The organism is Hymenobacter amundsenii (assembly GCF_002204745.1).
Taxonomy (GTDB): domain Bacteria; phylum Bacteroidota; class Bacteroidia; order Cytophagales; family Hymenobacteraceae; genus Hymenobacter; species Hymenobacter amundsenii.
Genome location: NZ_NIRR01000010.1, coordinates 1 through 24663 on the forward strand (window position 1 = coordinate 1; position 24663 = coordinate 24663).

Annotated in this window: 25 protein-coding genes; 9 read left to right on the forward strand and 16 right to left on the reverse strand. The window is 59.6% G+C overall.

Annotated elements, in window-relative coordinates; genetic code table 11:
* On the reverse strand, window positions 1-579 hold a 579-nt coding region (locus CDA63_RS08035; RefSeq protein ID WP_165768238.1), incomplete at its 3' end, for a G8 domain-containing protein.
* Between the two features lie 636 nt (window positions 580-1215).
* Between CDA63_RS08035 and CDA63_RS08040 the strand changes: the two genes are divergently transcribed.
* From CDA63_RS08040 to CDA63_RS08055, 4 genes are all read left to right on the forward strand, one after another.
* Complete coding sequence (locus CDA63_RS08040) at window positions 1216-1716, forward strand: hypothetical protein (RefSeq protein ID WP_088463937.1); 501 nt, start codon at window positions 1216-1218, stop codon at window positions 1714-1716.
* A 5-nt stretch (window positions 1717-1721) separates the two neighbouring features.
* Complete coding sequence (locus CDA63_RS08045) at window positions 1722-2318, forward strand: hypothetical protein (RefSeq protein WP_088463938.1); 597 nt, start codon at window positions 1722-1724, stop codon at window positions 2316-2318.
* A 305-nt stretch (window positions 2319-2623) separates the two neighbouring features.
* Window positions 2624-2974, forward strand: a complete 351-nt coding sequence (locus CDA63_RS08050; protein ID WP_088463939.1) for a DoxX family protein — start codon at window positions 2624-2626, stop codon at window positions 2972-2974.
* Window positions 2975-2979: 5 nt separating this feature from the next.
* Window positions 2980-3318 (forward strand): DoxX family protein, encoded by a 339-nt coding sequence (locus CDA63_RS08055; protein ID WP_088463940.1) that lies wholly within the window; start codon window positions 2980-2982, stop codon window positions 3316-3318.
* Window positions 3319-3519: 201 nt separating this feature from the next.
* Here the strand turns inward: CDA63_RS08055 and CDA63_RS08060 are convergent, their stop codons facing one another.
* From CDA63_RS08060 to CDA63_RS08100, 9 genes are all read right to left on the reverse strand, one after another.
* The gene (locus CDA63_RS08060; RefSeq protein WP_088463941.1) at window positions 3520-4530 is read right to left on the reverse strand and encodes an SMP-30/gluconolactonase/LRE family protein; all 1011 of its coding nucleotides are present in this window, start codon (window positions 4528-4530) and stop codon (window positions 3520-3522) included.
* Window positions 4531-4691: 161 nt separating this feature from the next.
* The gene (clpB, locus tag CDA63_RS08065; RefSeq protein WP_088463942.1) at window positions 4692-7307 is read right to left on the reverse strand and encodes an ATP-dependent chaperone ClpB; all 2616 of its coding nucleotides are present in this window, start codon (window positions 7305-7307) and stop codon (window positions 4692-4694) included.
* A gap of 171 nt (window positions 7308-7478) precedes the next feature.
* A complete protein-coding gene (locus CDA63_RS08070) occupies window positions 7479-9008 on the reverse strand; it encodes a P-loop ATPase, Sll1717 family (protein WP_088463943.1) in 1530 nt (509 codons plus the stop codon).
* A 136-nt stretch (window positions 9009-9144) separates the two neighbouring features.
* Window positions 9145-9594 (reverse strand): type II toxin-antitoxin system VapC family toxin, encoded by a 450-nt coding sequence (locus tag CDA63_RS08075; protein ID WP_088463944.1) that lies wholly within the window; start codon window positions 9592-9594, stop codon window positions 9145-9147.
* Window positions 9591-9869, reverse strand: a complete 279-nt coding sequence (locus tag CDA63_RS08080) for a hypothetical protein (protein WP_088463945.1) — start codon at window positions 9867-9869, stop codon at window positions 9591-9593. The genes CDA63_RS08075 and CDA63_RS08080 overlap by 4 nt, the downstream gene beginning before the upstream one ends.
* A 98-nt stretch (window positions 9870-9967) precedes the next feature.
* The gene (locus tag CDA63_RS08085; RefSeq protein ID WP_088463946.1) at window positions 9968-10369 is read right to left on the reverse strand and encodes an NUDIX hydrolase; all 402 of its coding nucleotides are present in this window, start codon (window positions 10367-10369) and stop codon (window positions 9968-9970) included.
* 179 nt (window positions 10370-10548) lie between these two features.
* A complete protein-coding gene (locus CDA63_RS08090; RefSeq protein ID WP_126546777.1) occupies window positions 10549-11730 on the reverse strand; it encodes a toxin-antitoxin system YwqK family antitoxin in 1182 nt (393 codons plus the stop codon).
* Between the two features lie 199 nt (window positions 11731-11929).
* The gene (locus tag CDA63_RS08095; RefSeq protein ID WP_088463948.1) at window positions 11930-12853 is read right to left on the reverse strand and encodes a DUF808 domain-containing protein; all 924 of its coding nucleotides are present in this window, start codon (window positions 12851-12853) and stop codon (window positions 11930-11932) included.
* 79 nt (window positions 12854-12932) lie between these two features.
* Window positions 12933-13880, reverse strand: a complete 948-nt coding sequence (locus CDA63_RS08100) for a 1-phosphofructokinase family hexose kinase (RefSeq protein WP_088463949.1) — start codon at window positions 13878-13880, stop codon at window positions 12933-12935.
* A gap of 172 nt (window positions 13881-14052) precedes the next feature.
* Between CDA63_RS08100 and CDA63_RS08105 the strand changes: the two genes are divergently transcribed.
* The 4 genes from CDA63_RS08105 to CDA63_RS21570 all read left to right on the forward strand — a co-directional run bounded on the left by CDA63_RS08105 (window position 14053) and on the right by CDA63_RS21570 (window position 16850).
* The gene (locus tag CDA63_RS08105; RefSeq protein WP_165768239.1) at window positions 14053-15225 is read left to right on the forward strand and encodes an extracellular catalytic domain type 1 short-chain-length polyhydroxyalkanoate depolymerase; all 1173 of its coding nucleotides are present in this window, start codon (window positions 14053-14055) and stop codon (window positions 15223-15225) included.
* A gap of 279 nt (window positions 15226-15504) precedes the next feature.
* The gene (locus CDA63_RS08110) at window positions 15505-16290 is read left to right on the forward strand and encodes a HipA family kinase (RefSeq protein ID WP_088463951.1); all 786 of its coding nucleotides are present in this window, start codon (window positions 15505-15507) and stop codon (window positions 16288-16290) included.
* Window positions 16277-16654 carry a DUF3037 domain-containing protein gene (locus CDA63_RS08115; protein WP_088463952.1) on the forward strand — a complete coding sequence of 126 codons (378 nt, stop codon included), beginning with the start codon at window positions 16277-16279 and terminating at the stop codon, window positions 16652-16654. The genes CDA63_RS08110 and CDA63_RS08115 overlap by 14 nt, the downstream gene beginning before the upstream one ends.
* 61 nt (window positions 16655-16715) lie before the next feature.
* Window positions 16716-16850, forward strand: coding sequence for a hypothetical protein (locus CDA63_RS21570; protein WP_262490653.1), 135 nt, complete (start codon window positions 16716-16718; stop codon window positions 16848-16850).
* A gap of 77 nt (window positions 16851-16927) precedes the next feature.
* Here CDA63_RS21570 and CDA63_RS08120 read toward each other — a convergent pair whose 3' ends face one another.
* The 5 genes from CDA63_RS08120 to CDA63_RS08140 form a co-directional block, all read right to left on the reverse strand.
* Complete coding sequence (locus tag CDA63_RS08120; protein ID WP_088463953.1) at window positions 16928-17500, reverse strand: hypothetical protein; 573 nt, start codon at window positions 17498-17500, stop codon at window positions 16928-16930.
* Between the two features lie 91 nt (window positions 17501-17591).
* Window positions 17592-18275: a hypothetical protein gene (locus CDA63_RS08125; RefSeq protein ID WP_126546778.1), complete on the reverse strand. Its 684-nt coding sequence runs from the start codon at window positions 18273-18275 to the stop codon at window positions 17592-17594.
* A complete protein-coding gene (locus tag CDA63_RS08130; protein ID WP_088463955.1) occupies window positions 18272-19033 on the reverse strand; it encodes an LVIVD repeat-containing protein in 762 nt (253 codons plus the stop codon). Before CDA63_RS08130 ends, CDA63_RS08125 begins: the two co-directional genes overlap by 4 nt.
* Window positions 19034-19045: 12 nt before the next feature.
* Window positions 19046-19561 (reverse strand): LVIVD repeat-containing protein, encoded by a 516-nt coding sequence (locus CDA63_RS08135; protein ID WP_126546779.1) that lies wholly within the window; start codon window positions 19559-19561, stop codon window positions 19046-19048.
* Between the two features lie 135 nt (window positions 19562-19696).
* Window positions 19697-20632, reverse strand: coding sequence for a D-2-hydroxyacid dehydrogenase (locus CDA63_RS08140; RefSeq protein ID WP_088463957.1), 936 nt, complete (start codon window positions 20630-20632; stop codon window positions 19697-19699).
* A gap of 123 nt (window positions 20633-20755) precedes the next feature.
* Here CDA63_RS08140 and CDA63_RS08145 point away from each other — a divergent pair, with 123 nt between their 5' ends.
* On the forward strand, window positions 20756-21808 hold the full coding sequence (locus tag CDA63_RS08145) for a methyltransferase domain-containing protein (RefSeq protein WP_088463958.1): 1053 nt from the start codon (window positions 20756-20758) through the stop codon (window positions 21806-21808).
* A 75-nt stretch (window positions 21809-21883) separates the two neighbouring features.
* Here CDA63_RS08145 and CDA63_RS08150 read toward each other — a convergent pair whose 3' ends face one another.
* Window positions 21884-24343, reverse strand: coding sequence for an alpha/beta hydrolase family protein (locus tag CDA63_RS08150; protein ID WP_088463959.1), 2460 nt, complete (start codon window positions 24341-24343; stop codon window positions 21884-21886).
* Window positions 24344-24663 lie beyond the last annotated feature (320 nt).

Below are 24663 nucleotides of genomic sequence, written 5' to 3' on the forward strand. Positions count from 1 at the left end.
TTGCCGAAGTTGTGCGGGCGCTGCCGTGGAGTACTTGTCCCATAAGTTCGTGCGAAATTCCAGCCCGGAAAATACACCATCTCTCTCTGGGACTATACAGCTAGTACTCAGGTCGAGCGTACCGTTGTTGGTTACGCTGCCCGCTACCTGCAACTGGTAGCTGTCGGTGGCCGAGTTGAGCAGCGAGCCGCCGGTTGATACCGTAACCGAAGCCACGCTGGCGGCTACATCGAGGGTCACGGTGGCGCCGCTTACAATGGTTACATCGTCGGCTGCGGTAGGTACTACGCCGCCCACCCAGGTAGCCGGGGCGCTCCAGTTGCCGCCGGTAGCGGTGGAGGAAATTGCCCCCAGTACGTTGCGCCGGACCGTAGTAGCAGTGGGCTTAATGCGGGTAGTGGTGGGGGCAAGAACGGTCGTCGGACCTGCTGCCAGCGGACTCGTGCGGGAAACCGGCGTGGCCGGTACCAGCGTGGGCCGCTGCTGAGCGTGCATTGGCAGGGCTGGCAGCAAGGCCATAGTAACGGCCAGCAACGGACGCCAGCCACGGGTTTGCTGCCACAGGGTGGTCGTCGGCAAAGACGACAACGGGAGTAATGGTTTTAGCATATAGTTATGAAAGGGAAGAAGAGCCAGCAAGTCAATCGACTTGTGGTAATCGAAAAAAAACAGCCGCCAGGGCCTGAAAAGTGTGTTAGTGAGAGGCCGTGACCTGTAGAAACGTGCTGTAATCAGGATGAGGCCGGGCTGCTGATCAGGCCAGGTTACAAATCCTGGATGGAGGTACAGGCTACAAAAAAACCGTTATATCCTGCTGCCAATCAAAAGGTAAATATGCTGCTTATTAATCGTGATATAACTATGTGTTATTGAGAAAATGATAAATATTGAGCTGATAATATTTGAATGTGTCAATTGGGTTATAATAGGGCTAGCTGCCCTCGTTAGAATTTAGAATAAGTAGCCAAGTGTCTTTCAACGAAGAATTCGTGGTCAGCCCATGAGCTATGAGCAAGGCTCAAGAGAACCTATATTGACCAACCACTGCATCAGGGAAGACGCCACACGAGTAGCTCGTAATAAGTAAAACCAGTTCGGGTAAGGGGCAAGCATTTTGAAGAAGATCCGGCCGCTATATTTATCTGCTGAACGCAGTAAAGTATTCCACTAAAGTCCGGTATCTTGAACCCGATTTTCTGCTATACCCTTCGCTTTATGCTATTCCGACTAGCCGGGCTAAGTGCCTTGCTCTTGCTCACTACCGTGGGCTCCCTGCGGGCCCAGGCCCCCGTCAATCTGCCGTCCGAAACGTTCAAGCAGCAGTTGCGCAGCCAGTTTCTGCACAACGATACGGCCCAGGCCATCATCAACCTGTATAGCAAGCGGCAGGCGGGCGGCATTAGCTGGATGGTGGGCGGTGCCCTGGCTGGGGGACGACTGGCTACCAGCGGCGGCCGGGAAATTACCAGTGGTCCGGGTTACACGGTGTACGAGGAGGCCCCGGCGGCGGGCACGGTGCTGCTGGTGACACTTCCTTTTCTGGGCTACGGCCTGGGGAAGCTGCTCCATTATAGCAACGGCAACCTCGGGCAGGTAATGACTGCTTACGGGGCCGGGCAAGGCTTGCCGCGCAGCCTGCGCCGCAAGCTCAAGCCCCGGTTCTTCGCTCAGCCCATCATCGAGTACACCCCGTTTCCCGTAACCCCCGCCCGCTAAATAACATGCGTTTTTCTACTCTGCTGTTGCTGTTGGCCTTGCTGACCACCGGCCGCACCGCGTCGGCCCAAACGCCTGCGGTTTCCCCATCGGCTATTACCCCAGTTGCCACCGCCGTCGCGCCCGCGGCCGCCGATTCGGGGGCGGTGCTGCTGTTCAACGGCTGGTACCTGCCGCGCTTTCAGGCCCGGGCAGCCGAGGCCGATACCACGGGGGCCCTGCTGAGCCTGTTTCGCAAGCGCCGCTACGCCGGCTGGCTGTTCACCGTGCCCTTTATTGCCGGAGCGATGCTGGCGCTGCCCATTTCCTCCACCGACCGCTATGGCCAGACCACCGTGGCCGACGAGGCTATTTCGCCTCCCCTGGGTGGGGCCGTGCTGGCCGGTACCGTGGTCGGTTTTATTGCCCACGCTACCAAGTTCAACAAGGCCCACCTGGTAGCCGTGGATAAGGCCTATTTCCAGGGCCAGCCAATTCCGGCCCGGTACCGCAGCCAGCTCAATGACAGTCATTTTGCCGAAGCGGCCTACCTGCGCGAAGCCCTGCGCCAGCAAATGGAGCGGGAGCAGCAACAGCCGCGGGTGGCCCTGCCGACTCGGTAAGGGCGCAGGAGTTCTGCTACGGAAGGCCTTTGCAAGCACTATCAGAAGCCGCAAATGCGGGTCGCAAAAAACTTGTTCCCGCCAGCAACGGTTACCAGCTACAGTATTGCCTAAACCCGATACAAGCGCGGAGCAACCGTTCTTGGGTCTGTTGCGGCGCGCTGTCCATTCCAGAACTGGCGCACCCTGGAACCAGAACCCACCAAGTTGCTGGCCGCCAGGCCGGTAGCAAGTTTAAGCCTGCTGGCCAGAAGAAGAGTTTCCACGCAACCGGCTGTTTTCCAGTGCCCTAAAACCAATCGCCCATGCATACGATAGTTACTCTCGCGCAGCTTATCATCGCGCTTTCCATCGTGATAGTCTGGGTATTCCGCTTCGATAACATTGTTAAAGAGTTCAAGCAGTACGGCTTACCCGACCTGGTGCGCAACATGGTGGGAGCCGCCAAAATAGCACTGGCCACGCTGCTGGTTGCCGGTATCTGGTATCCCGCGCTGGTGCTGGTTCCCGCCTTGCTGATGGCTTTTCTGATGCTGTGCGCTCAGCTTGCGCATATCAAAGTGCGTAACCCCTGGCATAAGTACGTGCCTTCCCTGCTGCTACTGCTGCTGTCGTTGTTCGTGGCAGCCTTTCATGCGGGCCTGATTACCGGTTAAGTGTAATGATGACTGTTTTGATCTGGCTTTCGGCCCTCTCGTTTCTGTTTTACGGAATCAATTACTTCACCTCCCAAAAGCTCAAAGACGAATTCAAGCGGTACGGACTGGCGAAATTTGGTCCGCTGACCGCCGTACTGGAAATACTCGGTGGCCTTGGGCTGCTGGTGGGCCTGCGTGTTCCGCTGATACTGTCCGTTGCCTCCGGGGGACTGGCCCTGCTGATGCTGCTGGGCTTTGGCGTCCGCCTCAAAATAAAGGACGGCCTCTGGTTGTCGTTGCCGTCGTTTCTGTTCATGCTCCTGAACGCCTATATTTTCTACGTCTCCTTGCGCGCCTACTGAAACCGTGAACCTCAAGCCGGCTGAGTATTGATATACACCCGACCTAAGCCGCGCTACATCACCCGTACCGCTTGTTCACCGCATAAACCAGACAGCTGACTCGCATATCGAGCGTGTCTAACAAGCTCTAAGCAACGGTCCTGTCACGCAGAACGCCCCGCCGTACTGCCAGCGGGGCGTTCTGCGTGACAGGACCGTTGCTTAGAGCTTGGCCTTCACGATGGCAAAGCGGGGTGAGGTAGCCTGGTAGGGGTAGAGCACGTAGGCATCGGCCTCGTTGCGGCGCGTGATGGTGGTGGGGCCTACCGGGCCGGTCGCGAAGGTGCCATTGGCCGTGGCCGTGGCCCAGGCGTCGGTGCTGGTCAGGCGGAAGACGGTGGTCTGGCTGCCCGACACCAGCAGCAGGGTTTGCGGGTTGAGCAGCAGCAGGCCGTCGGCGCCCACCAGGCTCTGCGTGATGGTGATGCGCTTGAACGTTGTGGGGTTGGTAAGCGGGATTTTAAACAGGCTGCCGTCGCTGCTCTTGGCAGCAATCAGGTAGCCGTCGGGGTGGAATACGATGCCGTTCAGGCCAAAGCCGGTGCCGCCGCTCAGCTGCGCATCTTCCAGGAAAACGGAGGCCGTACCCTGCAAATCGACCTTGTAGATAATGGGCGCGAAGCTGTCGGTGATGTAGGCATTGCCCTGGGCGTCCACGGTAATGTCGTTGGCGAAGTGGTTGACGCCCGGGCGCAGGGCCCCCAGGTCGACGTAGGACATCAGGCTGCCGGTGTTGGAATTGAAAATGGCCAAGGCGGCCAGCTTGCGCAACGTCGCGGCTGAGCTGCGCGTGGGGTTGAACCCCCCATCCGACACGGCGGCCAGCAAACGGTTGCGGCCGGCGTCGAGGTTCAGGCCGATGGTCGAAACGAGGCGGGGGTCGTCAGCTAGCACGGTGTACGTGCTGTCGTCCTTCACGGTACCAATACGGCCCTGCGTGCGGGAACTCACCACGAACCGCTGGTTGGCGGCGTCCCACTGAATGCCTTCGGGGTGCAAAGCGGCCTGGGGTACCGTGATGCGGTCGGGGGCAGCGGTTGGGGGCGTTACCATGTCGTCATCGTCGGAGCAGCCGGGTAATACCGTTAGCAGGCCGAGAGCCAAGGTGGCCAGCCGCAGGAAACTCGGCAGCGCCAAGCGGTTGGGGAAACTGATGGGCAGGAAGTGAGCCATTGGAGTGGTGGTAAGGAGTGGTTTGCAATGCGCCAGCTATACGGACAACAGCCCAAAAGGAAGAATGACTGCGGCACTAACCAGCGGAGGTTGCGCTAAAAGAGAAAAGCCCCGCCGGCACAACGCCAGCGGGGCTTTCCATTTACCAACTAACCTAAAACCTACACAGCGGGCATCTCCACGTTGTTGAAGCGGATGCCGCCGTCTTCGAGCACGGCTTCCACTACGGCGTCCTTGCTCACGCGGCCCGAGAGGATGTCCTTGCTCAGCTCGTTGAGCACCAGGCGCTGGATAACGCGCTTGAGCGGGCGGGCTCCGAAGGTGGGGTCGAAGCCCTGCTCGCCGAGGAAGTCCAGGACCTCGCCGGTGGCTTCGAGGCGGATGCCGGCTTCGTTGAGGCGCTGCTGAATCTGCTTGAACTGGATGTCCACGATTTTGCGGATTTCCTTGCGCTTGAGCGGCTGGAACATCACGATTTCGTCGATGCGGTTCAGGAACTCGGGTCGCATGTGCTGCTTGAGGCGCTCTACCACTTCGTTGCGGGTACGGTCCACCACTTCGTCGTGGTTGTACTCATTCAGCTCCTTGAAATTGTGCTGAATGATGTCGGCCCCCGTGTTCGAGGTCATAATGATGATGGTGTTCTTGAAGTTCGCCACCCGGCCCTTGTTGTCGGTGAGGCGGCCGTCGTCGAGCACTTGGAGCAGAATGTTGAACACATCGGGGTGGGCCTTTTCGATTTCGTCGAGCAGCACCACCGAGTAGGGCTTGCGGCGCACGGCCTCCGTGAGCTGGCCACCTTCGTCGTAGCCCACGTAGCCGGGAGGCGCCCCGATGAGGCGCGATACGGCGTGGCGCTCCTGAAACTCGCTCATGTCGATGCGCACCATGGCGTTTTCATCGTTGAACAGGTACTCGGCCAGGGCCTTGGCCAGCTCGGTTTTACCCACGCCGGTGGTGCCCAGGAAAATGAACGACCCGATGGGCCGCTTGGGGTCCTGGAGGCCGGCCCGGGAGCGGCGCACGGCGTCGCTGATGGCGGCAATGGCCTCGCTCTGGCCGGCTACGCGCTTGCCCAGCTCGGCTTCGAGGCTCAGCAGCTTCTCGCGGTCCGACTGCAGCATCTTGTTCACCGGAATGCCGGTCCACTTGGCCACCACCTCGGCAATGTCCTCGCTCGTGACTACTTCCTGGAGCATCGAGCCGCCTTCCTTGCCCTTGTCGGCTTCGGCCTGGGCCTGGAGCTCCTTGAGGCGGGCTTCGGCTTCCTGAATTTTGCCGTAGCGCAGCTCGGCCACGCGGCCGTAGTCGCCCTGGCGTTCGGCCTGGTCGGCTTCCAGCTTGAAGCGCTCAATGTTCTCTTTCTCGGTCTGGATGCCGGTGAGGGCCGCTTTCTCGTTTTCCCACTGGGCCTTCAGCTCGTCGCGGCGCGACGAAAGGTCGGCAATGTCCTTGTTGAGCACGGCCTCGCGGTCGTGGTTTTCCTCGCGGCGAATGGCCTCGCGCTCAATTTCCAGCTGCATGATGCGGCGCTGAATCTCATCCAGCTCCACGGGCATGGAGTTGAGTTCGATGCGCAGCTTGGCGGCCGCCTCGTCCATGAGGTCGATGGCCTTGTCGGGCAGGAACCGGTCGGTGATGTAGCGCGAGCTCAGCTCGACGGCGGCAATGACGGCATCGTCGGTGATGCGCACGCCATGGTGGAGCTCGTACTTCTCCTTGATGCCGCGCATGATGCTGATGGCGTCTTCAATGGTCGGCTCGTCCACCATTACGGCCTGGAAACGGCGCTCCAGGGCCTTGTCCTTCTCGATGTACTTCTGGTATTCCTTGAGCGTGGTAGCCCCGATGGCGTGCAGCTCGCCGCGCGCCAAAGCGGGCTTGAGCAGGTTGGCGGCATCCATGGCGCCCTCGCCCCCGCCGCCGGCCCCGATGAGGGTGTGCATCTCATCAATGAAGAGCACAATCTGGCCGTCGGAGTCGGTCACTTCCTTGATGACAGCCTTGAGGCGCTCCTCGAACTCGCCCTTGTACTTGGCCCCTGCCACTAGCAGGCCCATGTCGAGGCTCATGATGACTTTGTCGCGTAGGTTTTCGGGCACGTCGCCGGCCACGATGCGCTGGGCCAGGCCCTCCACGATGGCGGTTTTGCCCACGCCGGGCTCGCCCAGCAGCACGGGGTTGTTTTTGGTGCGGCGCGAGAGGATTTGCAGCACGCGGCGGATTTCCTCGTCGCGGCCAATCACGGGGTCCATCTTGCCGCGCCGCACCTGCTCGTTGAGGTTCACGGCGTAGCGGTTCAGGCTCTGGTACTGGTCTTCGGCGCTCTGGCTCGTGACTTTGCGCCCGCCTCGCAGCTCCTGAATGGCGGCCTTAAGGTCCTTGTCGTTGAAGCCGGTGTCTTTGAGCAGGGTGGCCACGGCATCCTTACCGCCGAGGATGCCCAGCAGCAGGTGCTCGACGGACACGAACTCGTCGCCCATGTCCTTCATGGCGGCGGTGGCGCGCTGCACGGCGGCGGCGGCCTCGTTGGCGAAGTAGGGCGAGCCGCCGCTCACCTTGGGGTAAGCGGCCACTAGGGCATCGAGGCGGGGCGTGAGGATGTTGAGGTTGGCGCCCAGCTTATTGGCCAGAAACGAGAAGACGCTTTCGTCGCTCTGGAAGAGCCCCTTCAGCAAATGGCCCGTTTCGACGGCCTGCTGCTGGTTGGCCCCAGCAATTTCGGTGGCCTTCTGCACAGCCTCCTGCGCCTTGATGGTGAAGTTTTTAAAGTCCATGATGCGAGTCTCTAAGTAGTGGCTTCCGGGTAGGAAGCTCTACGCAGGGACTAGCAAATGGGGTGCGAGGGTGGTTTTCCGGACTTTTTGGCGGGGAAAGATTGAATTAAAATGGAATATAATGACAAAAAAGCAGAATGTTATAAATTATCTAATGCTCTAAATATATTACTAGTACCTATTAATAAAGTAATTCATCAAAGATTTATGCAGTATAAAATCGTAAGCTAAATTAACTTTGGATGGATCATCTGGGTTACTACGATATTTAAAAAATAGTCTATCCAAGTTGTCGATGTTTCCCACGATAGAGTAGTCATAAAGGCTAGTAAGCAATTCTTTAGAACTCATTGAAAAAATATCAGTATTTGCCTTAACTACTGAATCAACGTCCTCTAAACAGAATCTATTTTTTAAAACTACTTTAGAAAGCATGTCAAAAATAGCTTCGATTTGAGTAGGATTATAAGTTATAGAAAGCTCATTTTTTAATTCCATGACAATGTCATTCGTCATAGACTTGATAAGCTTTTTAACGTCAGACTCTCTCAAGGGAATTCTATAGTTATTGTATTCTAATGGCTTGAAGAAAAGTATTATATCTCTGGGTTTTAGAAAAGTAAAGTCGAGAATATATTTGAACGAACTATTATAATTGACATCGTAATCTATTAAAGTTTCCCAAGGTCCGTAAGAATTGATGGGTATTTTATTATTATCTAAGTTTAGCTTAATTCGTTTATTAATTAGCTTCTTTAAAGGAAGTTTGTCTTCGTCATCTAAATAAACATTTTGTTGATACCAAAGTAAAGGCACTTCATAACTTGAGAAGAGCTTAGCTGTATCGGCATTGTAATTAACAATAGTGTTTTTTATATCATCGCGAAGCAAGATAATTAGCTTAACATTTAGACCCATTTTGCCAAAAATATCAATGTTATAGTCTTTTGATAAGCGAATTAAGTTTATTAAATTTTCGACTTTATTAGAGTCGTTTTTATTAAAGCTAATATCTAAATCATCAAAAAATAACATATAGTTATTTTCATTCGGCTTGTCTTCTTTTAGTAATGCAATAACAGTTTCGCGTAAAGTTGGTAAAACTTTATAGAAAGGAGCTTTACTGCTCTTGATTCCTACATCCTTCTTAAACTTATTGGCAATAAATCTTTTAAGTTGCTCTATCTCAATCTCAACAGAAGAACTATTTGTTATTTCGGTTATTTCAAAGCTATTCAATCCGACTTTTCCTGAATTTTTTTCAATAAACTTTTTCAGAAGATGAGCTTCTTTAGAATGAATAATAGCCTGATTAGTTAGTAGAAGATTAATCAACTTAACTAAAATAGTCCACTCGAATAATTGCTTATGAATAATAACACTATCTGCATCTAATTTTGCCTGCATTAATTGTTGGGAATCAAAGTCTCTGATTTTTATAAAATCACAGAATAAATCATGTGATTTCTTCATGTAAACACTTTCAGCAATAGCAGACTTTCCAGCGCCCTTCCTGCCAGTTATTATAAATTTTTCATATGCTAGTTTTGGAAAAATGCCCAAAAAATCTTCAAAAACATCGAAAAGATTTATTTGAGAGTTTTCAGTCGATTCCGCTTCTGGAGAACCAATAAAAAAGTTTTGGGTAGTGAAATAAGAAGTGCTACTCTGTTGCTTGCCTTGATTTTTAAACCAATCCATTACGTTTTCTTTTTAGTCAAATTAAAGTTAAATCAAGCTACGCAGAGTCTGTAGTTTCTTAAGCGGTAGGTGATGTGTCCGTATGGCAGAAGCAGTGGTATCATGCCAGCGGCGGGGGCAGCGGGCGGGGCGGCGGTTACTTTGCGTTGACTGATTCGTCGGCGGCCTGCTGCTCGGCAACCCAGTCCTGCAAGGCAATATTCGGCATATCGGTAAAGTGCCGAGTGTTGTGCGTCACCAACGTTAGGTTGTGCACGAGTGCCGTGCTGCCAATCAGCAAATCGAAACTATCCACTGCCCGGCCGAGACGGCGCAGATGGGTTTTCACTTCGGCGAATGTTTCCAGCGCGGGACTGATGGATAAAACGCGCTCGGCAAAGCTGTGGCGCAGGGCGGCCACGTCAAGCTGCCGCTTCGTTTGCCACGCCGGGGCGCTATTGGCCACGCCAAACAGCAGCTCCGCCACGGTGATTTCTGAAAGAAAGCAATTCTCCAATCCGATCATCCTCACCCGCGTTGCGATACCGAACTCGCCTTTCAGGTAATGAATGCAAATGTTGGTATCGAGCAGATAGCGTGGGCTCATAGCTCAATATCGCGCTGTTCGGTGTGACGGGCTTCCTGGAGCATGCGGTTTAGTTCGTCCCCCGTCTCTTCCGATTTCCACGCGCCAAATAAGGAATAGAATACCCGTTCGCGTTCTGCGGCATCTTCCGGGTTGCTAGCCATTGCAACCGGCTCCGATGGCGCATAGGTATGGCGGCTTTGCAGTTCAGCAGCACCATACGGCAGGCTTCGCAGCCACTCCAAAATGGCAGCAGCCTTTTCCGTTGGGAATTTGAGTTTCACTTCGAGTTCCATAGGAAGCTAAGTTACGCAGAAGCTCCCATTTCTCTCAGCGGCGGGAGCAGCCGGGGCAGCGGGCGGGGCGGGCGATGGCCGGCCGCTTACCCGGGCAGTTAGGCCAGCAGTTCGCCCCGCTCGTGCAGCCAGTCGAAAATCAGCTGGTCGACGGCCGATACCTGGGGGCGGTGGCGGTAGGTGAGCCAGACCACTTCCTCGATTTCGGCGGCGGGCTGCAGCGTGCCGGTGTAGGTGGCGGCGTAGAGCGTCATCTGGACCAGCACGTCGGGGGCGTGGCCGTGGGCGGGGGCCGTGAACACGCCGCGCGGTTGCAGGCTGGCCGGGTCCAGGGTTACGGTCAGCTCCTCCCGGATTTCGCGGATAAGCGTTTGGGCGTTGGTTTCGCCGGTTTCGCGTTTGCCGCCGGGCAGGTAGTAGCGGTCTTTGCCCCGGCTGCGGGTGCTCAATACGCGGCCTTCGTGCAGGTGGAGCCAGGCAATTTTGTCAATCAGCGGCATAGGGGCGAGTTACTGGCAGCGCACCACGAAGTACGCCACGGCCGCTACCAGTGCCACCGAGCCAAAGCGCAGTGCCAGAAACACCCAGGCCGGTAGTTCGGGTTTTTGGGGCGGGGAGGGCATAGTAGGGGGAAATTAAAGGTGCGTGACGTCTCAGGGATTCGGGCTGAGTTCAGCCGTTATTTGAGCCAGATAGTAGGTTGAGGATTAGGAAGCAGGTCGGTGGTGAGGCGGGCAGCAGGCAGGACCCGGACGTGGCCGGTTTTCGAATCCAGGCTGATATCAATGTAGCTGACAACCGGAATGTTCTCGTAGCTGGCCGGCTGCCAGACCGGTAAACCGGCTACCAGCCTGCGCACCACTTCGCGCAGGGCCGGCGTATTGGAGGAGAAATCAAGATAACGACCCCTGGCATCTATGTTGCAGCGGACGGTTGCGATGGGGGGCAGCGTAGCATACCACGACGATTCGCGGTAACGGGTGAGGCGCTGAGCGAGGCGGTCGGCCCACCGGCGGGAGCCAATAGTAACGCTTGGCAGCCGGAACACGGTCTTCAACAGCTCAAACTGGCTTCGTTGGCGGCTTTCGACGCAGTTAAGGCCCAAAAGTAAGAACTGGGCTCGCAGAAAAGGAGCCGGATCTTCGAGCGGCAGCCGGGAAGAAACCCGGTAGTCGGACCCACTGGCCTGTGCCTGGGCCAGATGACCGTGGCGGAATATGCCGGCCTCGAATTCCTCGGTAGTGGCCAATTCCTTGCTCTGCAGAAAGTAGGCTTTCCAGGTGCCATCCATAAGGCCCTGGCGAACGGGGCCAACGGCTAGCAGACCCTGTTCGGTGCGAGTACGCCATTGGCCGGTGCCGTTTACCACTCGCTGCACTCCAGTAGAGTCCCAGTAAGCAATGGTCCGAAACTTGTTTTCGTCCAGCAGGAAGAGCAGCGTTTGATGAGGCTGGCCGTTAGGATACCAGTATTGCCAGTTGCCACTGCGCTGGTTTTGTAGCATCTGCCCCTGCGCGGCGGTTTGGCCGCCCGAATAATACAGCGTAACAGGGCCATTCATCTCTCCGTCCTGATAGCTAAGTTGGGCCAGCAGGCTACCATCGGAAACGCGGTAATCGGATACCACCCCAACGAAGTTGCCGGTCGTATCGATTCGGGCCAACCGCTTGATAACGGCGCAGCCAGCCTCGGATAGCTCGTATTTCTCGTTGAAAAAAAACGCGCTAGAGTCCTTGGTCAGGCTCTGAACGCAGTTGGCCAGTACGGCTCGCTGAGCCAACGCGGGCCGGAGAACTCCCCCGCCGAGTAGCACTAGTAGCAACAACCTAAAGCCCAGGTTTTTCCTAGCAAAGTTGTTCATATATCTGGGATGAATAAGAGCTAATGGAATTGGTAAGATACGTTGGCAAGCTCAGTATACCGGGCTGCTCAAGCCCTTACTACTAAGCCCTAATGGCAGGCATAGTTTACCGCCGCCATTGGCAGAGGCGCTCCACGTCGGCTTTGCGGAACTGCTCGATGCCGGGGTTGATGGCGGCGGCCGAGGCAGTTGCGTGGTTTTACTGCTGTTGCGGGCGTAGCTTCTTCACTAGCCCCACCAGTTTCTCCACTACCAGCCCAATGAGCAAACCGCCAATAGCGCAGCTCAGGGCTTTGGCCAGCCAGGCCACCACCGGCAGGTGGGCCAGGGCCACTTCCAGCTCGTGCAGCAAATGAGCCGTGAACGGAATGCCGTGGGCAATGATTTCGGCTCCCACCCAGAGCATGGCCGTCGTGCCTACGTAACTCAAAATCTGCAGAAAATGGGGCATGAAGCGCACGATGCCGCGGCCTAGCTTCTGGGTGGTGGGGTGGTGCACATCCTGGGCCAGGTGGAGGCCCACGTCGTCGGCCTTCACGATGAGGGCCACAAACCCGTACACGGCCACGGTGATAAATACGGCCACGGCCACCATCACCACAATCTGGTTGACGATAGCCTGGCCGGAAACCTCACTGTAGGCAATGGCCATAATTTCGGCCGACAGGATGATATCGGTGCGCACGGCGCTGGCCACGCGCTGCTGTTCCAGCTCCTGGGGCGTAATCACGGGCAGATCCTCGACTTTGGCAGGACCGTCGGCGGGCGAGCTGAACAGCTCGTGGACTTTCTCGTAGCCCTCGAAGCACAGGTATGCTCCGCCCAGCATAAGAATGGGCGTGATGGCCCAGGGAGCGAAATAGCCCAGCACCAGCGCCGCCGGACTCAGCAGCACCAGTTTGTTGAACAGTGACTTGCGGGCTATCTGGTAAATGATGGACAGCTCCCGGGCAGGGTCGAGGCCGACGACGTACTTGGGTGTCACGGCCGTATCGTCGATGACGATGCCGGATACTTTACCGGTGGTTTTGGCCACCTGCGCCGGCACACCATCCAGGCTGGCGGCACTAACTTTTACCAGCGCGGAAATATCATCGAGAAGAGCTACCAGACCTGAGGCCATACACTAACGGAAGGGGGGAGGGATGATGATGACTGCTGGTTACGCCCTAGTGGCGCGGGCGGGAACGCGCCAGGGTATCTTATACCTGCGCCGGCATGGTTTGCAGCAGCCATTGGTAGAGCTTGTCCACATCGGCTTTTTTGAACAGCTCGGTGCCGGGGTTCATGGTGGCGGCGGTGCCACAGGCTACGCCAAAGCGGGCCGTTTCGCGCAAGGTGCGGCCTTCGGATAGCGCGTATACCAGGCCGGCTACCATGCTGTCGCCGGCGCCAACGGTGCTGCGTTTTTTCACGGAGGGCGCGGGCACGTAGTCGGCCCCCTCGGCCGATACCACGCAGGCGCCCTGGGGGCCCATGGATACCACCACAATTTCGCACTTGCCGTCAGCCACCAGTTGGTGGGCGGCCCCGGCAATGGCTTCGCTGTCGAGCTCCTCCACGCCAGCCATTTTGCTTAGTTCGCCCACGTTGGGTTTGGCCAGGTACACGCCCGCTTCGAGCAGCGCCAGCAACGCCGGCCCCGAGGTATCGACCACCACTTTAACGCCCATTTCGCGGGCGGCGCGGGCAATTTTCACCAGTAGCTCGGGCTCGACGCCGGGGGGCAGACTGCCGCTGATAACCAGAAAATCGGGCCGCTCTCCCAGCTCCAGCAGGGCATTGATGACCTGCTGCTGCTCCTCGGGCCGCAACGCTGCCCCGGGCATCCCGAAGCGGTACTGCTGGCCGGTGGAGGCGTCTACCACGATGAAGTTCTCGCGGGTCCAGCCTTCGGTTTCGATGGGGCGTTGCTCGATTTCCTCCTGGCTCAGGAGCTGGCGCAGCAGCAGGCCGCTGGGGCCGCCCACCGGAAACACGGCCACCGAATCGGTACGCAGCCGCCGCAACGCCCTCGACACGTTGATGCCGCCCCCGCCGGGCTCAAATTTAGGCTTCTCGCAGCGCAGCTTCTGGTCGGGGATGATATGGTTGGCGGTGGTGCTTTTATCGACCGAAGGATTGAGCGTGAGCGTGACGATGCGCGGCATAAGCAAAAGAGTAACTCGGTGAAGGAGGGAAGCGGCAGCCGGGGCGGGCCGCTGCGGAACGCTGAACAGTATGAACGGCTAAACATACCGCGAGTTTCTTCGTCTTAAAAGGGGGCGGCCCACTTCTCGTCGGCACTCCACCATCTTTCCACTACTCAATTTGCGGATGGCTATGCTTCGCACGCTACTCTTTATTACCAGTCTGCTGCTGCTGGTTGGCCCCGCCCGGGCCCAGCAAACCGTTACCGGCTCCATCCGCTTTGGGGGCGTGGTGCGCGACTACCGCCTCTACATCCCTAGGGCTTACATGGCCGGTGCCCAGGCCGTACCGCTGCTGCTGAATTTGCACGGCTACGGCTCTAACGCAACCGAGCAGGAGCAGTACGGCGACTTCCGCGCCATTGCCGATACGGCCAACTTCCTGGTTGTGCACCCCAACGGGACTATCGACGGCAGCAACAACCGCTACTGGAATACCTTCCTGCCTTATGCCCTCGGCGGCCCCGACGATGTGGGGTTCCTGAGCGCCCTTATCGACTCGCTCAGTGCCAAATACCGCATCAATGCCCAGCGCGTGTACAGCACCGGCATGAGCAACGGCGGCTTCATGAGCTACGAGTTGGCCTGCCGGCTCAGCAATCGAATTGCTGCCATTGCCTCCATTACGGGCAGCATGGCCGCCAGCCACGTGGCTGCCTGCGCGCCCACCCGGGCAGTGCCGGTGCTGGAAATCCACGGCACGGCCGATGGCACGGTACCCTACGCCGGCAATGGCGTATTCGTGCCCATTCCCGACCTGGTAGCGGCCTGGGCCCAGCGCAACGGCTGCAACCCCACGCCCGTCATCACCCAACTGCCCGACCTCGACCCCAACGACGGCAGCATGGTCGAACGGCAGGTATTCAGCGGCGGCCGCAACGGCAGCGTGGTCGAGCATTACCGCATCATTGGGGGCGGCCACACCTGGCCCGGTGCCCCAATCAACATCGGCATCACGAACCGCGACATTGATGCCAGCAAGGTGGTGTGGCGCTTTCTGCGCCGCTACCAGCTCGGCGGCTTAGTAACGGCCACGGCCCGCGAACGGGCCAACTCGGCCGAATTCCTGGTGGTGCCGAATCCGGTGCGCGATGCCGTGACGTTGCGCTCCACCCTCGGGCCGTTGGAAGCGCGCCGCCTGCGGGTAACCGACGCGGCCGGCCGCGTCGTGCCCGTTAGCCCCCGCCGTCTCCCCGATGGCAGCCTGCAACTCTCTACTGCGGGCTGGGCCGCCGGTAGCTACTGGCTCCAGGCCGAAGTGAAAGGGCGGGTGCTACAGCAGCAGCTGCTGAAAACGGCGGAATAAAGCCGGCTAGTAATAGTAAAACAGATAGGAGAACATGAAGCTGTGTAGAGCGTCAGAAGAACGTCATGCTGAGCGAGGCGAGCGGCGAGTCGAAGCATCTCTACCGCAATACTAATCCTGTCGCCTGCTACGAAGCGGTAGAGATGCTTCAGCTGCGGCTCCGCCTTCGCTCAGCATGACGTTCTTCCATCGTTCTACACAGATTCCATCATTCTTCGCTGCGCGCTGAATGATGTTCTTGCACCTTAAATCCATCGGCTTTCCCTTCCAGCCTTTCCTATGCCCGACCTTTCCCTGCGTACCGTTGAGATGACGCGCTACGTGATTCCGCTCCGCGAGGGCGGCTCGCTGCCTGCCCTGGTGGAGGCCGATGATGGGTTTATGTACGTGGTGAAATTCCGGGGCGCGGGCCAGGGCCTCAAGGCCCTGATTGCTGAGCTGATTGTGGGCGAGCTGGCCCGGCAGCTGGGGTTGCGGATGCCCGAGCTGGTGTTCATCAACCTGAACGAAGCCTTCGGCCGCACCGAGCCCGACGAGGAAATCCAGGACTTGCTGCGCTTCAGCACCGGCCTCAACCTGGCCCTGCACTTCCTGTCGGGGGCCAGCACCTTCGACCCGCTGCTGCTCGATGTGGAGCCCCGGCTGGCCTCGCTCATCGTGTGGCTCGATTGCCTGACGCTGAACGTAGACCGCACCGCCCGCAACACCAACCTGCTCATGTGGCACCGCGAGCTGTGGCTCATCGACCACGGCGCGGCCCTGTACGTGCACCACGCCGGGGCCGGCTGGGCGGCTCCCAAGCCCCGCCCATTTCCGCAGCTCAAAGACCACGTGCTGCTGCCCCAGGCCACTGAGCTGGCCGCCGCCGACGCCCTGGGCCACGCCCGCCTTACGCCCGCCGTTATCGAGGCCGTAGTGGCCCTAGTGCCCGACGACTGGCTTCAGGAGCCCGACCAGACGCCCGCCGAGCAGCGGGCCCAGTACGTGCAGTTCCTGTTGGCCCGCCTGGCCGATTCCGCCACCTTCGTTGCCGAAGCCGAAACCGCCCGCCATGCACTTGTTTGAGTACGCCGTGCTGCGCGTGGTGCCCCGCGTGGAGCGCGAAGAATTTCTGAACGTAGGTGTGATTCTCTACTGCGCCGCCCAGGGTTTCCTCGAAACCCGCTGCCATTTGCCCGAAGACCGGTTACGCGCCTTCAGCAAAGCCGAACTCGATTTCGATGACCTACGGGCCCGGCTCCGGGCCTTCGAGCGCATCTGCGGGGGCCGGCGCGAAGGCGGGCCCATCGGGCAGCTGGCGGTGGCCTCCCGCTTCCGCTGGCTCACGGCCACCCGCAGCACCATCGTCCAGACCTCGGCCATCCACCCCGGCCTCACGGCCGAACCCGCTGCCACGCTGGCGCAGCTGTATCAGCAATTAGTAGTCTGACTTTTAGTTAGATAATAATTTGCTTATATTCCATAAGTCAAGTCATTTAACCTAATGCCTTATGGAAGTACGGAGCAAATGGCCCGCTATGCGCGGGTTAAACCGGATGCCCTGGTGGGCCTACGCGCTGTGCATTCCGGGCGTGTATGCGCTGGCCTGGGTGCTGCACCTGGTAGGCCTTATTCCGGGACGCTGATTTCAGTAGTAAAGCCGCTTAAACGCTAACCGGCCCCGCCGCTGTCCTTGCTGGATAGTGGCGGGGCCGGTTAGCGTTTAAGCGGAAGGGGCGGAGGTTTGCGGGGCAAGTTGTTGCAGCACCCGCAGCAGCAACTGGTAGAGCGCCCGCAGGCGTTCGGGCTCCAGCACGGCGCGGTCTTCGCTGAACGTGAGCAGCACTGGGGCCCCGAGTTCTTCCGAGGCCGGGGCCAGCGTGAAGCGGGCCGTCGGGTGGAGTAGCAGCGTGTCGTGGATGGCCGGGTCGGCCAGCAGCTGGCGCAGGGCGCTTTGGTTGTTGGTCGTGATGATGAAGGTTTTGTCGAGGTCGGCAAAGCCCAGCTGCACATCTTCGAGGCCCAGCAGCTTCCCGATTTCGTGTACCCAATCCTGCTCGTGGAGAGCGAAGTGCAAGGCGGGCGGTCCGGGCACGACCGCCGTGAGCGTCGTGATTTCGTAGCCACCCTCGAAACCGCCGCCCAGGTCGATATCCAACTCCAGCCGGATGCAGTAGGGCGGCTGGCAGATATCAGCCCGGTAATCGAACAGGTCGGGCTGGCTGTTGAGGTCGGCCGTTACCTGCTCCCAGAGGGCAGCTTCGGAATCGGCGGAAAACGTGCGAATGGCATCCATGGCAAAGGGGGAAGAGAGTGGATTCTTCCTTCCTACTCCGTGCTTGCCGCCGAGGTTGTGTTCACCAAGCCGGGCGCGGGCGGCCCATAGCTTACAGGCGCAGGCCTATCCGACAGCCTATGGGCAGGTAGGCGCCTGCGTGGCCATAATCGCTAAGGGTAGTAGCGAATTGCTTGTTGGGTAAGGTGGCCCGGGAAAAGGCCTGCCGCAATCCTAGCCCCAGAAAAAAGTCGAGGAAAAAAGGGCTGCCCGGCATTTCCAGCTGCTGGCCTACAACCACGGTGGCCCCATACCGATTGATGACTTCGGTTTGGTCGCGCAGGCGGTGCTCATAGTAGAAAAGGCCGTCGGGCGCTACTTCCTGCTGCCAATTGAACGATTGAAACTGCATTTGAAAATGCTGGTAGACCAACCCGTAGGCCAGGTATGTGCCTGCCAGCGGGGCTTCGGGCTGGCGGCCCAAATACAGGCGGTGCTGCGCGGCCAGCCCGAAGCCCCGCACCCGGTCGGTAGCACCCTCGTGCCGCGCCGACGTCAGGTCGTTGACCGGGCCCCGGTAGAACTGGGGCGTAAAGACAATAGTTTGCCGGCCGCTTTGTCCGATTCTTCTTTCTGCACTCAGGTGGTAGCCGCTGGCCAACAGCGGTATAAAATCTGCCGACAGGGCCCAGGCGCGCGGGGGCAATGTGGCGGCCGGGGCGGCCGGCACCGACTGGCCGTGTGCGCCCGCCGCCAGCCCCGCGCTTAGCAGCCCCAGCCCCAGCAACCGCCTCATTTGCGGGTTGGGCTAACGGCAAGCTTGCTTAGGGCCGTGAGTTTGTTGTTGCGGTAGCGGTACTGGTATAGCCCATCCGGCCCAATGGCGAGCAGCAGCCCGCGGTGCGGAATAACGTCGGACACATTCACCCGGAAAATTTCCGGGGCGGATAGTATGGGCGCGGCGCGGGTATCGAAAACCTTGAGTTGTTCCTTGTCGCACACGAAAAGCAGCGTACTGTCAACGCCCAGGCCCATGGGGTGCGTCATGGGGTACGACTGGGCTAGGCGCGGCGCGGCCAGGTTGGTCAGGTCCACTACCTGCAACTGGTTGGCTCCGCCGCCACAGGTGCGGCCGTCGCGCAGCGTTACGTAGGCGTAGCGGTCATCCACCACCACGGGGTCGCAGCTGGCTACGTGCTGGTAGTAGGCTACCTGCTTGGGCTGGGCAGGTACGCTAGCATCGAAGATAAACATGCCGCGCTGAGTGCCCAGAAACAGGTAGGGAGCCCGCGGGTAAATCGTTTCAATGCCCAGTCCCAATGGAACTACCTGCCCGGGGGTTGGAGCCGTCGGATTCGCCAGACTGAACAGGCGCAGGTTCTGGTTGTCGACGACGTAGAGTGTGTTGCCGAGTACCGTGAAGCGGGCCAGCGAACCACCCTGCCCGTTGTCGGCAGCCAGGTTTGGGCTGGCATCGTTGCTGGCGCTACAGGCCGTCAGCAGCAGGCTTAGCAGTATCGTGCCCAACCGGAAAAAGGAAGCAATATGTTTCATTGGACCGAAGGGTTAGAGTTTGTGCCAGCCAATGACTACAGCGTCGGCGGGGCGGTTAGCCGCCTGGTACTGCGGAGGCACCAGCCCGTTTTGAGGCATAGGCAGCTCCGGTACCGCCTCCCGCAGCCGATTGAGCAGGCTCGGGTGCGCCATGTCGCGCATGTCAAATGTTAGCAGATCGGAGCCGCTGTCGGCGTAAAGGATGGATCCCTGCATGGCCACGTCCACGTTGCCGGGAATGCGCAAGAAGGCCACCGGCTGCGGGTGCGTCGGGTCCTGGTTGTTGATGATGTGCAGCCCTTCGTATTGCTCATTGATGAGCAGGTAAGGGTCGCGGAAGTAGATTTTGCCCGTGTTGTGCAACTCGCGCGGTGGCAATACAGCCACGGCTTGCTCCAACTGGCTACGGGCCATCAGTTGGGGCCTGTAACTGGGTAGCGGCACCGGGTCGATGGGGTCCACCATCGGGCAGGCGCTCAGGCTCATCAGCAGGCTGACGGCCAGCAGTAAAGAGTAACGTCGACGCATAGCTTCTCGGGGTAAGATGGTAGGCGTAGGAGCCCGACCCGGAAGCAATGGTTGCACGGTAATAGTAGCCGGGAACTGGTTTCGCAGGCTGACGGCTGCGCCCGCTCGCTGAGCCGTCCTGAGGCAACGCTGCGTTTAGTACCCGCGGGCTAGGTCCACCTCGTTTTCCAGCGGCTCGCCCTGCTGCCAGCGGTGCAGGTTGCGCAGAAAAATCTCCAGCTTACCGGCCTGTTCCCCGAGGTGGCCGCCGCCGGTGTGCTGGGTGAGCAGCACCCGGGGCAGCTTCCAGAGCGGGTTATCAGTCGGCAGCGGTTCCTGGGCTGTCACATCGAGTACGGCCCCGGCGAGGCGGCCTTCTTGCAGGGCGGCAATCAGGGCGGGCTCGTCGGTGGTAGAGCCACGGCCCACGCTGGCATACAGGGCGTGCGGGGGCAGCGCGGCCAGCAACTCGGCCGAGAAGAAACCCGCCGCACTGCCGGGCAGGCAGTTTACCACGATGTCGGTGTTGGGCAGGGCGGCCAGCACGTCGGCGCGGGTGTGCAACTGGGCCTGCGGATCGGTGCGGGCCAAAAACTGCACCGGGCACCCGAAGCCGCTGAGTTGCTGGGCCACAGCCTGCCCAATGGTACCCCGGCCCAAAATCAGGACCCGCCGGCCCCGCAACAACCCCAGTTGCTGCCGGAACTGCCCGCCTTCCCAGTGCTGCCGGGCCTGCCAAACGGCCAGCTCGGGCACGTAGCGCAGCAGCGCTAGCAGCCCGGCCACCATGGTTTCGGCGCAGGGCCAGGCGAATAGGTCGCCCGCATTGGCCACCGGAAAAGTAGGGCGCAGGTGCTGGTACTGAGAAATGCCAGCCGAGTCAATCTGCCAGAACTGCAACTGCGTGGGCAGGGGTGCAAGCCAGTCGGCGGGTGGGTTGCCCAGCAGTAGCTCGGCGCGGGCCAGGGCCGCGCGGCGCTGCTGCTCGGTGGGCAAGTCGGCGCTGAACACGGCCTCCGTGCCGGCCGGAAGTTGGCAGCGGAGCTCGGCGCGGGCAGCGGCCGAGAAATCGGAATAAACAAACAGGTACATACGCGGCTATACTACCCAAACCAACCGGCAGGTTGCACCCCGGCCGCTTGCCGGAGGCCGACAAATGGGTATTTTGTCCGGCCGTACGGTTTCGCCTCGGCTACTTGCATTCCCATATCTCTCATGGAAGAACTCACCCAACAGCAGGTTCAGGATTATTACGGCCGCCAGCTCCAGACCCAGCACGACTTGCAAACCAACGCCTGCTGCACCGACGATATTCCGGCCGAGCATAAGCGAATTCTGGCCCAGCTCGAACCCGAGGTGCTGGAAAAATACTACGGTTGCGGGGTGGCGGTACCCCCGGCCGTGGAGGGCTGCACCGTGCTCGACCTGGGTTCGGGCAGCGGCCGCGACGTGTACCTGCTCTCGAAGCTGGTAGGCGAGCAGGGCCACGTCATTGGCCTCGACATGACGGAGCAGCAGCTGGATGTGGCCCGCCGCCACATTGGGGCCCACACCGAGCGGTTCGGTTACGCCGCGCCCAACGTGGAGTTCCGCCACGGCTACATCGAGGATTTGCAGGCCGCCGGCCTGGCCGATAACAGCGTCGATATTGTGGTCAGCAACTGCGTTATCAACCTGAGCACTGATAAGGAGGCGACTTACCGCGAGATTTTCCGGGTGCTCAAGCCCGGGGGCGAAATGCACATCGCCGACGTATTCGCCGACCGCCGCATTCCCGCAAGCCTGCGCCAAGACCCGGTGCTCTATGGCGAGTGCCTGAGCGGCGCCCTTTACATCGACGATTTCCGCCGCCTGCTGCACGATGTTGGGGTGCGCGACTACCGCCTCACCTCCAGTCGCCGCCTCACCATTGGCAACCCCGAAATCGAGGCCAAGGTGGGCAACATCAAGTTCTACTCGCTCACGGTGCGGGCGTTCAAGCTCGATCTGGAAGACCGTTGCGAGGATTACGGCCAGGTTGCCACCTACCTGGGCACGCTGCCCGGCCTGCCCAACGCCTTCGAGCTCGACGACCACCACCGCCTCGAAACCAACCGCCCGATGCTGGTCTGCGGCAACACGGCCGCCATGCTCACCGACACCCGCTACGGGGCCTACTTCCGGGTAACAGGCGACAAAACGCACCATTTCGGCCTTTTCGACTGTGCCCCCGTGCCAGCTGCCGCTGGCTCCTCCTCCTCCGACGCCGCGCCGGGCTGCGGCTGCTAGTATCCGGTAGTGGCCAGCAACATGCCGAGCCGTGGCCGGATAGTGTGCTGCTGAGCTGTAAGCCAAAGGCGGTTTTTAGTTGACTTTGGAAGTAGCTGGTAGCGCGGTGCCGGACTTCTTCACGTAGGTGTCGAACCAAGTATTCATCTCCCAGAGCACCTGCATCAGCGACTCGCGGGCCGTGTAGCCGTGGGTTTCGCCGGGCAGCGCGGCGTAGCGTACGTTGGCCCCATTGCGTTGCAGCGCCTCGTAGAACTGCTCACTCTGGGCCGCGAAGCTCGCCGATTCGGTGTCGGGTTCGGCGGGTAGCACCAGCAGGGGCGTCCGGATGGTGTCGGGGAAGCTGAACGGGGCGCGGGCGGGGTAGGCATCTACCGCTGTCAGCGCCGGCCGTTCCTCGCCCGGCAACCGAACCGGCAGCAACGGCCGGTTGTGCACGCCAGGACGGGCAACACCGGCCTTAAACAAATTGGTGTGAGCCAGTAGGTTGGCCGTCAGGAACGCGCCTGTGCCTTGGCCCACGAGGCCCACCCGGGCCGTGTCAATGTAGCCCAGGCGGCGGCCTTCCTCCAGTACGGCCCGGGCCGCGGCCGTGAGCTGCTCTGCGTAGTCGGCGGATGGAGCGCTGGCGCTACCGGCCGTGGTAACCACGGGCATGCGCACGTTTTGCAGCACGGCGTAGCCCTGCGAGGCCCAGTACACGGGCGAAGCCCAGGGCAGGCGGGTGAACGAGTGCAGCGAACCGCTCATGTGCCCGGCGGCCACTTTGTCCTTGAACTCGGTGGGGTAGGCTTCGAGCAGGGTCGGGAGTGGGCCGTCCTCTTTCTTGTAGCCGGCCGGCAGGTAAATAGTAGCTGTCAGCACCAGTCCATCGGCCCGCTGGTAGCGCAATAGCTGTTTCTGGGGCATGGGGCCCATACCAGTATAAGGGTCCGTAAACCGCGTTAGGGCCGTGTTTTTGGCGTTCGAGGTACTGCGCAGGTAGTAGTTGGGGGCTTCTACCGCCGACTCGCGCCGGGTCACGAGCAAGTGCTTGGTGGGGTCGATGATGGCCACCGGCAGCTCGTAGTAGGGAGCTTCGGAGCGCCACCAACGCTGGGTTTTCTTGGTAAGCACGTTTAGTTCGTCCACGAATGGCCGGTCGCCTTCCGGCGATGCCCCTTTACCGAGCAGGTAAATCGTGTTGCCGACAACGTTGGTCTGGAGCACCGGCCGGCCCAGCTTGTTACGCTGCACCGCGGGCGTGCCCGGGTCGGTGTAGGTGTTCTGGGTCGAGCGCTCGAACAGTGGTTGCAACGATGTTTTCGTGGCCGGGTCGAGCGTCCAGAGGATTTCCTGGCGCTCGGCTCGGTTGTATCCTTCTATGAGCGCCAACTGGTCGTTTCCCCAGTACATGCGGCGGTAGCGCAGCGGCAGCGAGACCAGCTCACGCGGAGCCTCATCGAAGGGAGCGGCCAGCGTGAACATCCGGTCGCGCACTGGTGCCGCCGCCTGGGCATCGCCGCCATCCTGGGCTTCGGCCCAGAACAGGGTGCTGGGTACATCTTCGCGCCAGCCAAACTCGCGCGGTCCGGTGGGCACTGCGTCGGGGCCGGCGGGTAGTTCGGTTACGGCCGGCAGCTCTGCTACTTCCTTGGCTATGAGGCCGTCCATGGTGAGCACCTGGACCCGTTGCCCAAAGCGGTTGAGAGGCAGCCCGTAAGGGTAGGGCCGTAGGTAAGTGCGCACCAGCACGTACTGGCCGTTGGGCGAAGGTGTTGCCTGTTGAATCAGGCCGGGCTGCCCCACCGGGCCCATGCGGCCGTCGAGGCCTACCCGCACCACCTGGGCCAGGGCGTAGTAGTCGAGCAGGGGCTCGTCGGGGGCGCTTTTGAGGTTGTTGGCGTACGTGCGGGGCGCCGGGGTGCGACTATCGGTAGGTGGGGCCAGCGTAGGGTCCTGGCCCGGCGTAGGGTCTTGGGCCGATTTAGGGGCTTGGCCGCGGCCGCCCACTACGGCCCGGGCAATCAGGGTTTTGCTATCGGATACCCACTCATAGGGCATGCCCAGGGCCCCGTTCAGGAAGATATTGGGTATCAGCCGGGCCGAAGCCGAGGCCACTTCCACCACCCATAGCTCCATGTGGTTGCGCGAGGTGTGGGTGAAGGCCAGCTTGGTGTTGTCGGGCGACCACTGCACATTGCTGATGCGGGCGTTGGCCGGCAGGCCCTGCACCAGCAGCTCTTTGCCATCGGGCAGGCGCCGCAGGTGCAGCGCCGACACGTAGGTAACGCGGCTGGGGCTATTCGTGACGGTGTTGAGGCGCAGCCCCGCCAGGCGCAACTCTGGCTGGCTCAGGTCAGCCACGGTGGGCATCTCCTGCACATCCATTTGCAGCAGCCATTCCCCATCAGAAGAGAAGCTTACCCGGGGCATGGGCGGTACATCGGCCAGCGCCACCAGGGTACGCGGAGGAAGTTGGTAGGGTAAAATCTGGGCCGTACTCAGGCTCACCGCTACCAGGCATAAAGCCACCGTAAAACTCGTTGCTTTCATGAAAAAAGGGTATTCACCTAAATAGTAGTTACAAAAGTGGGGACTATCGGGCTAATTCACTAATAATAATTATAATGTGTTATTTACTAATAGTTTAATAGCACGATTATGAGCTGTGGTGTAGGCATAATGAAGCCCCGTCAATTCGACGGGGCCTGCAAGTAAATAGAAAAATAATACAATTATATGGCCTCTATCGGTTGCAGGGCTTTTGGCCAGGTAGTTCGGCAGGCGCAGTCAGTCCGGTAGGGCTCCGGAAAGAGCGGAATCGGCCGTGCTTCACCGCTGGCAGATGGGCTCCAGAATGAGGTAGCTGGTGG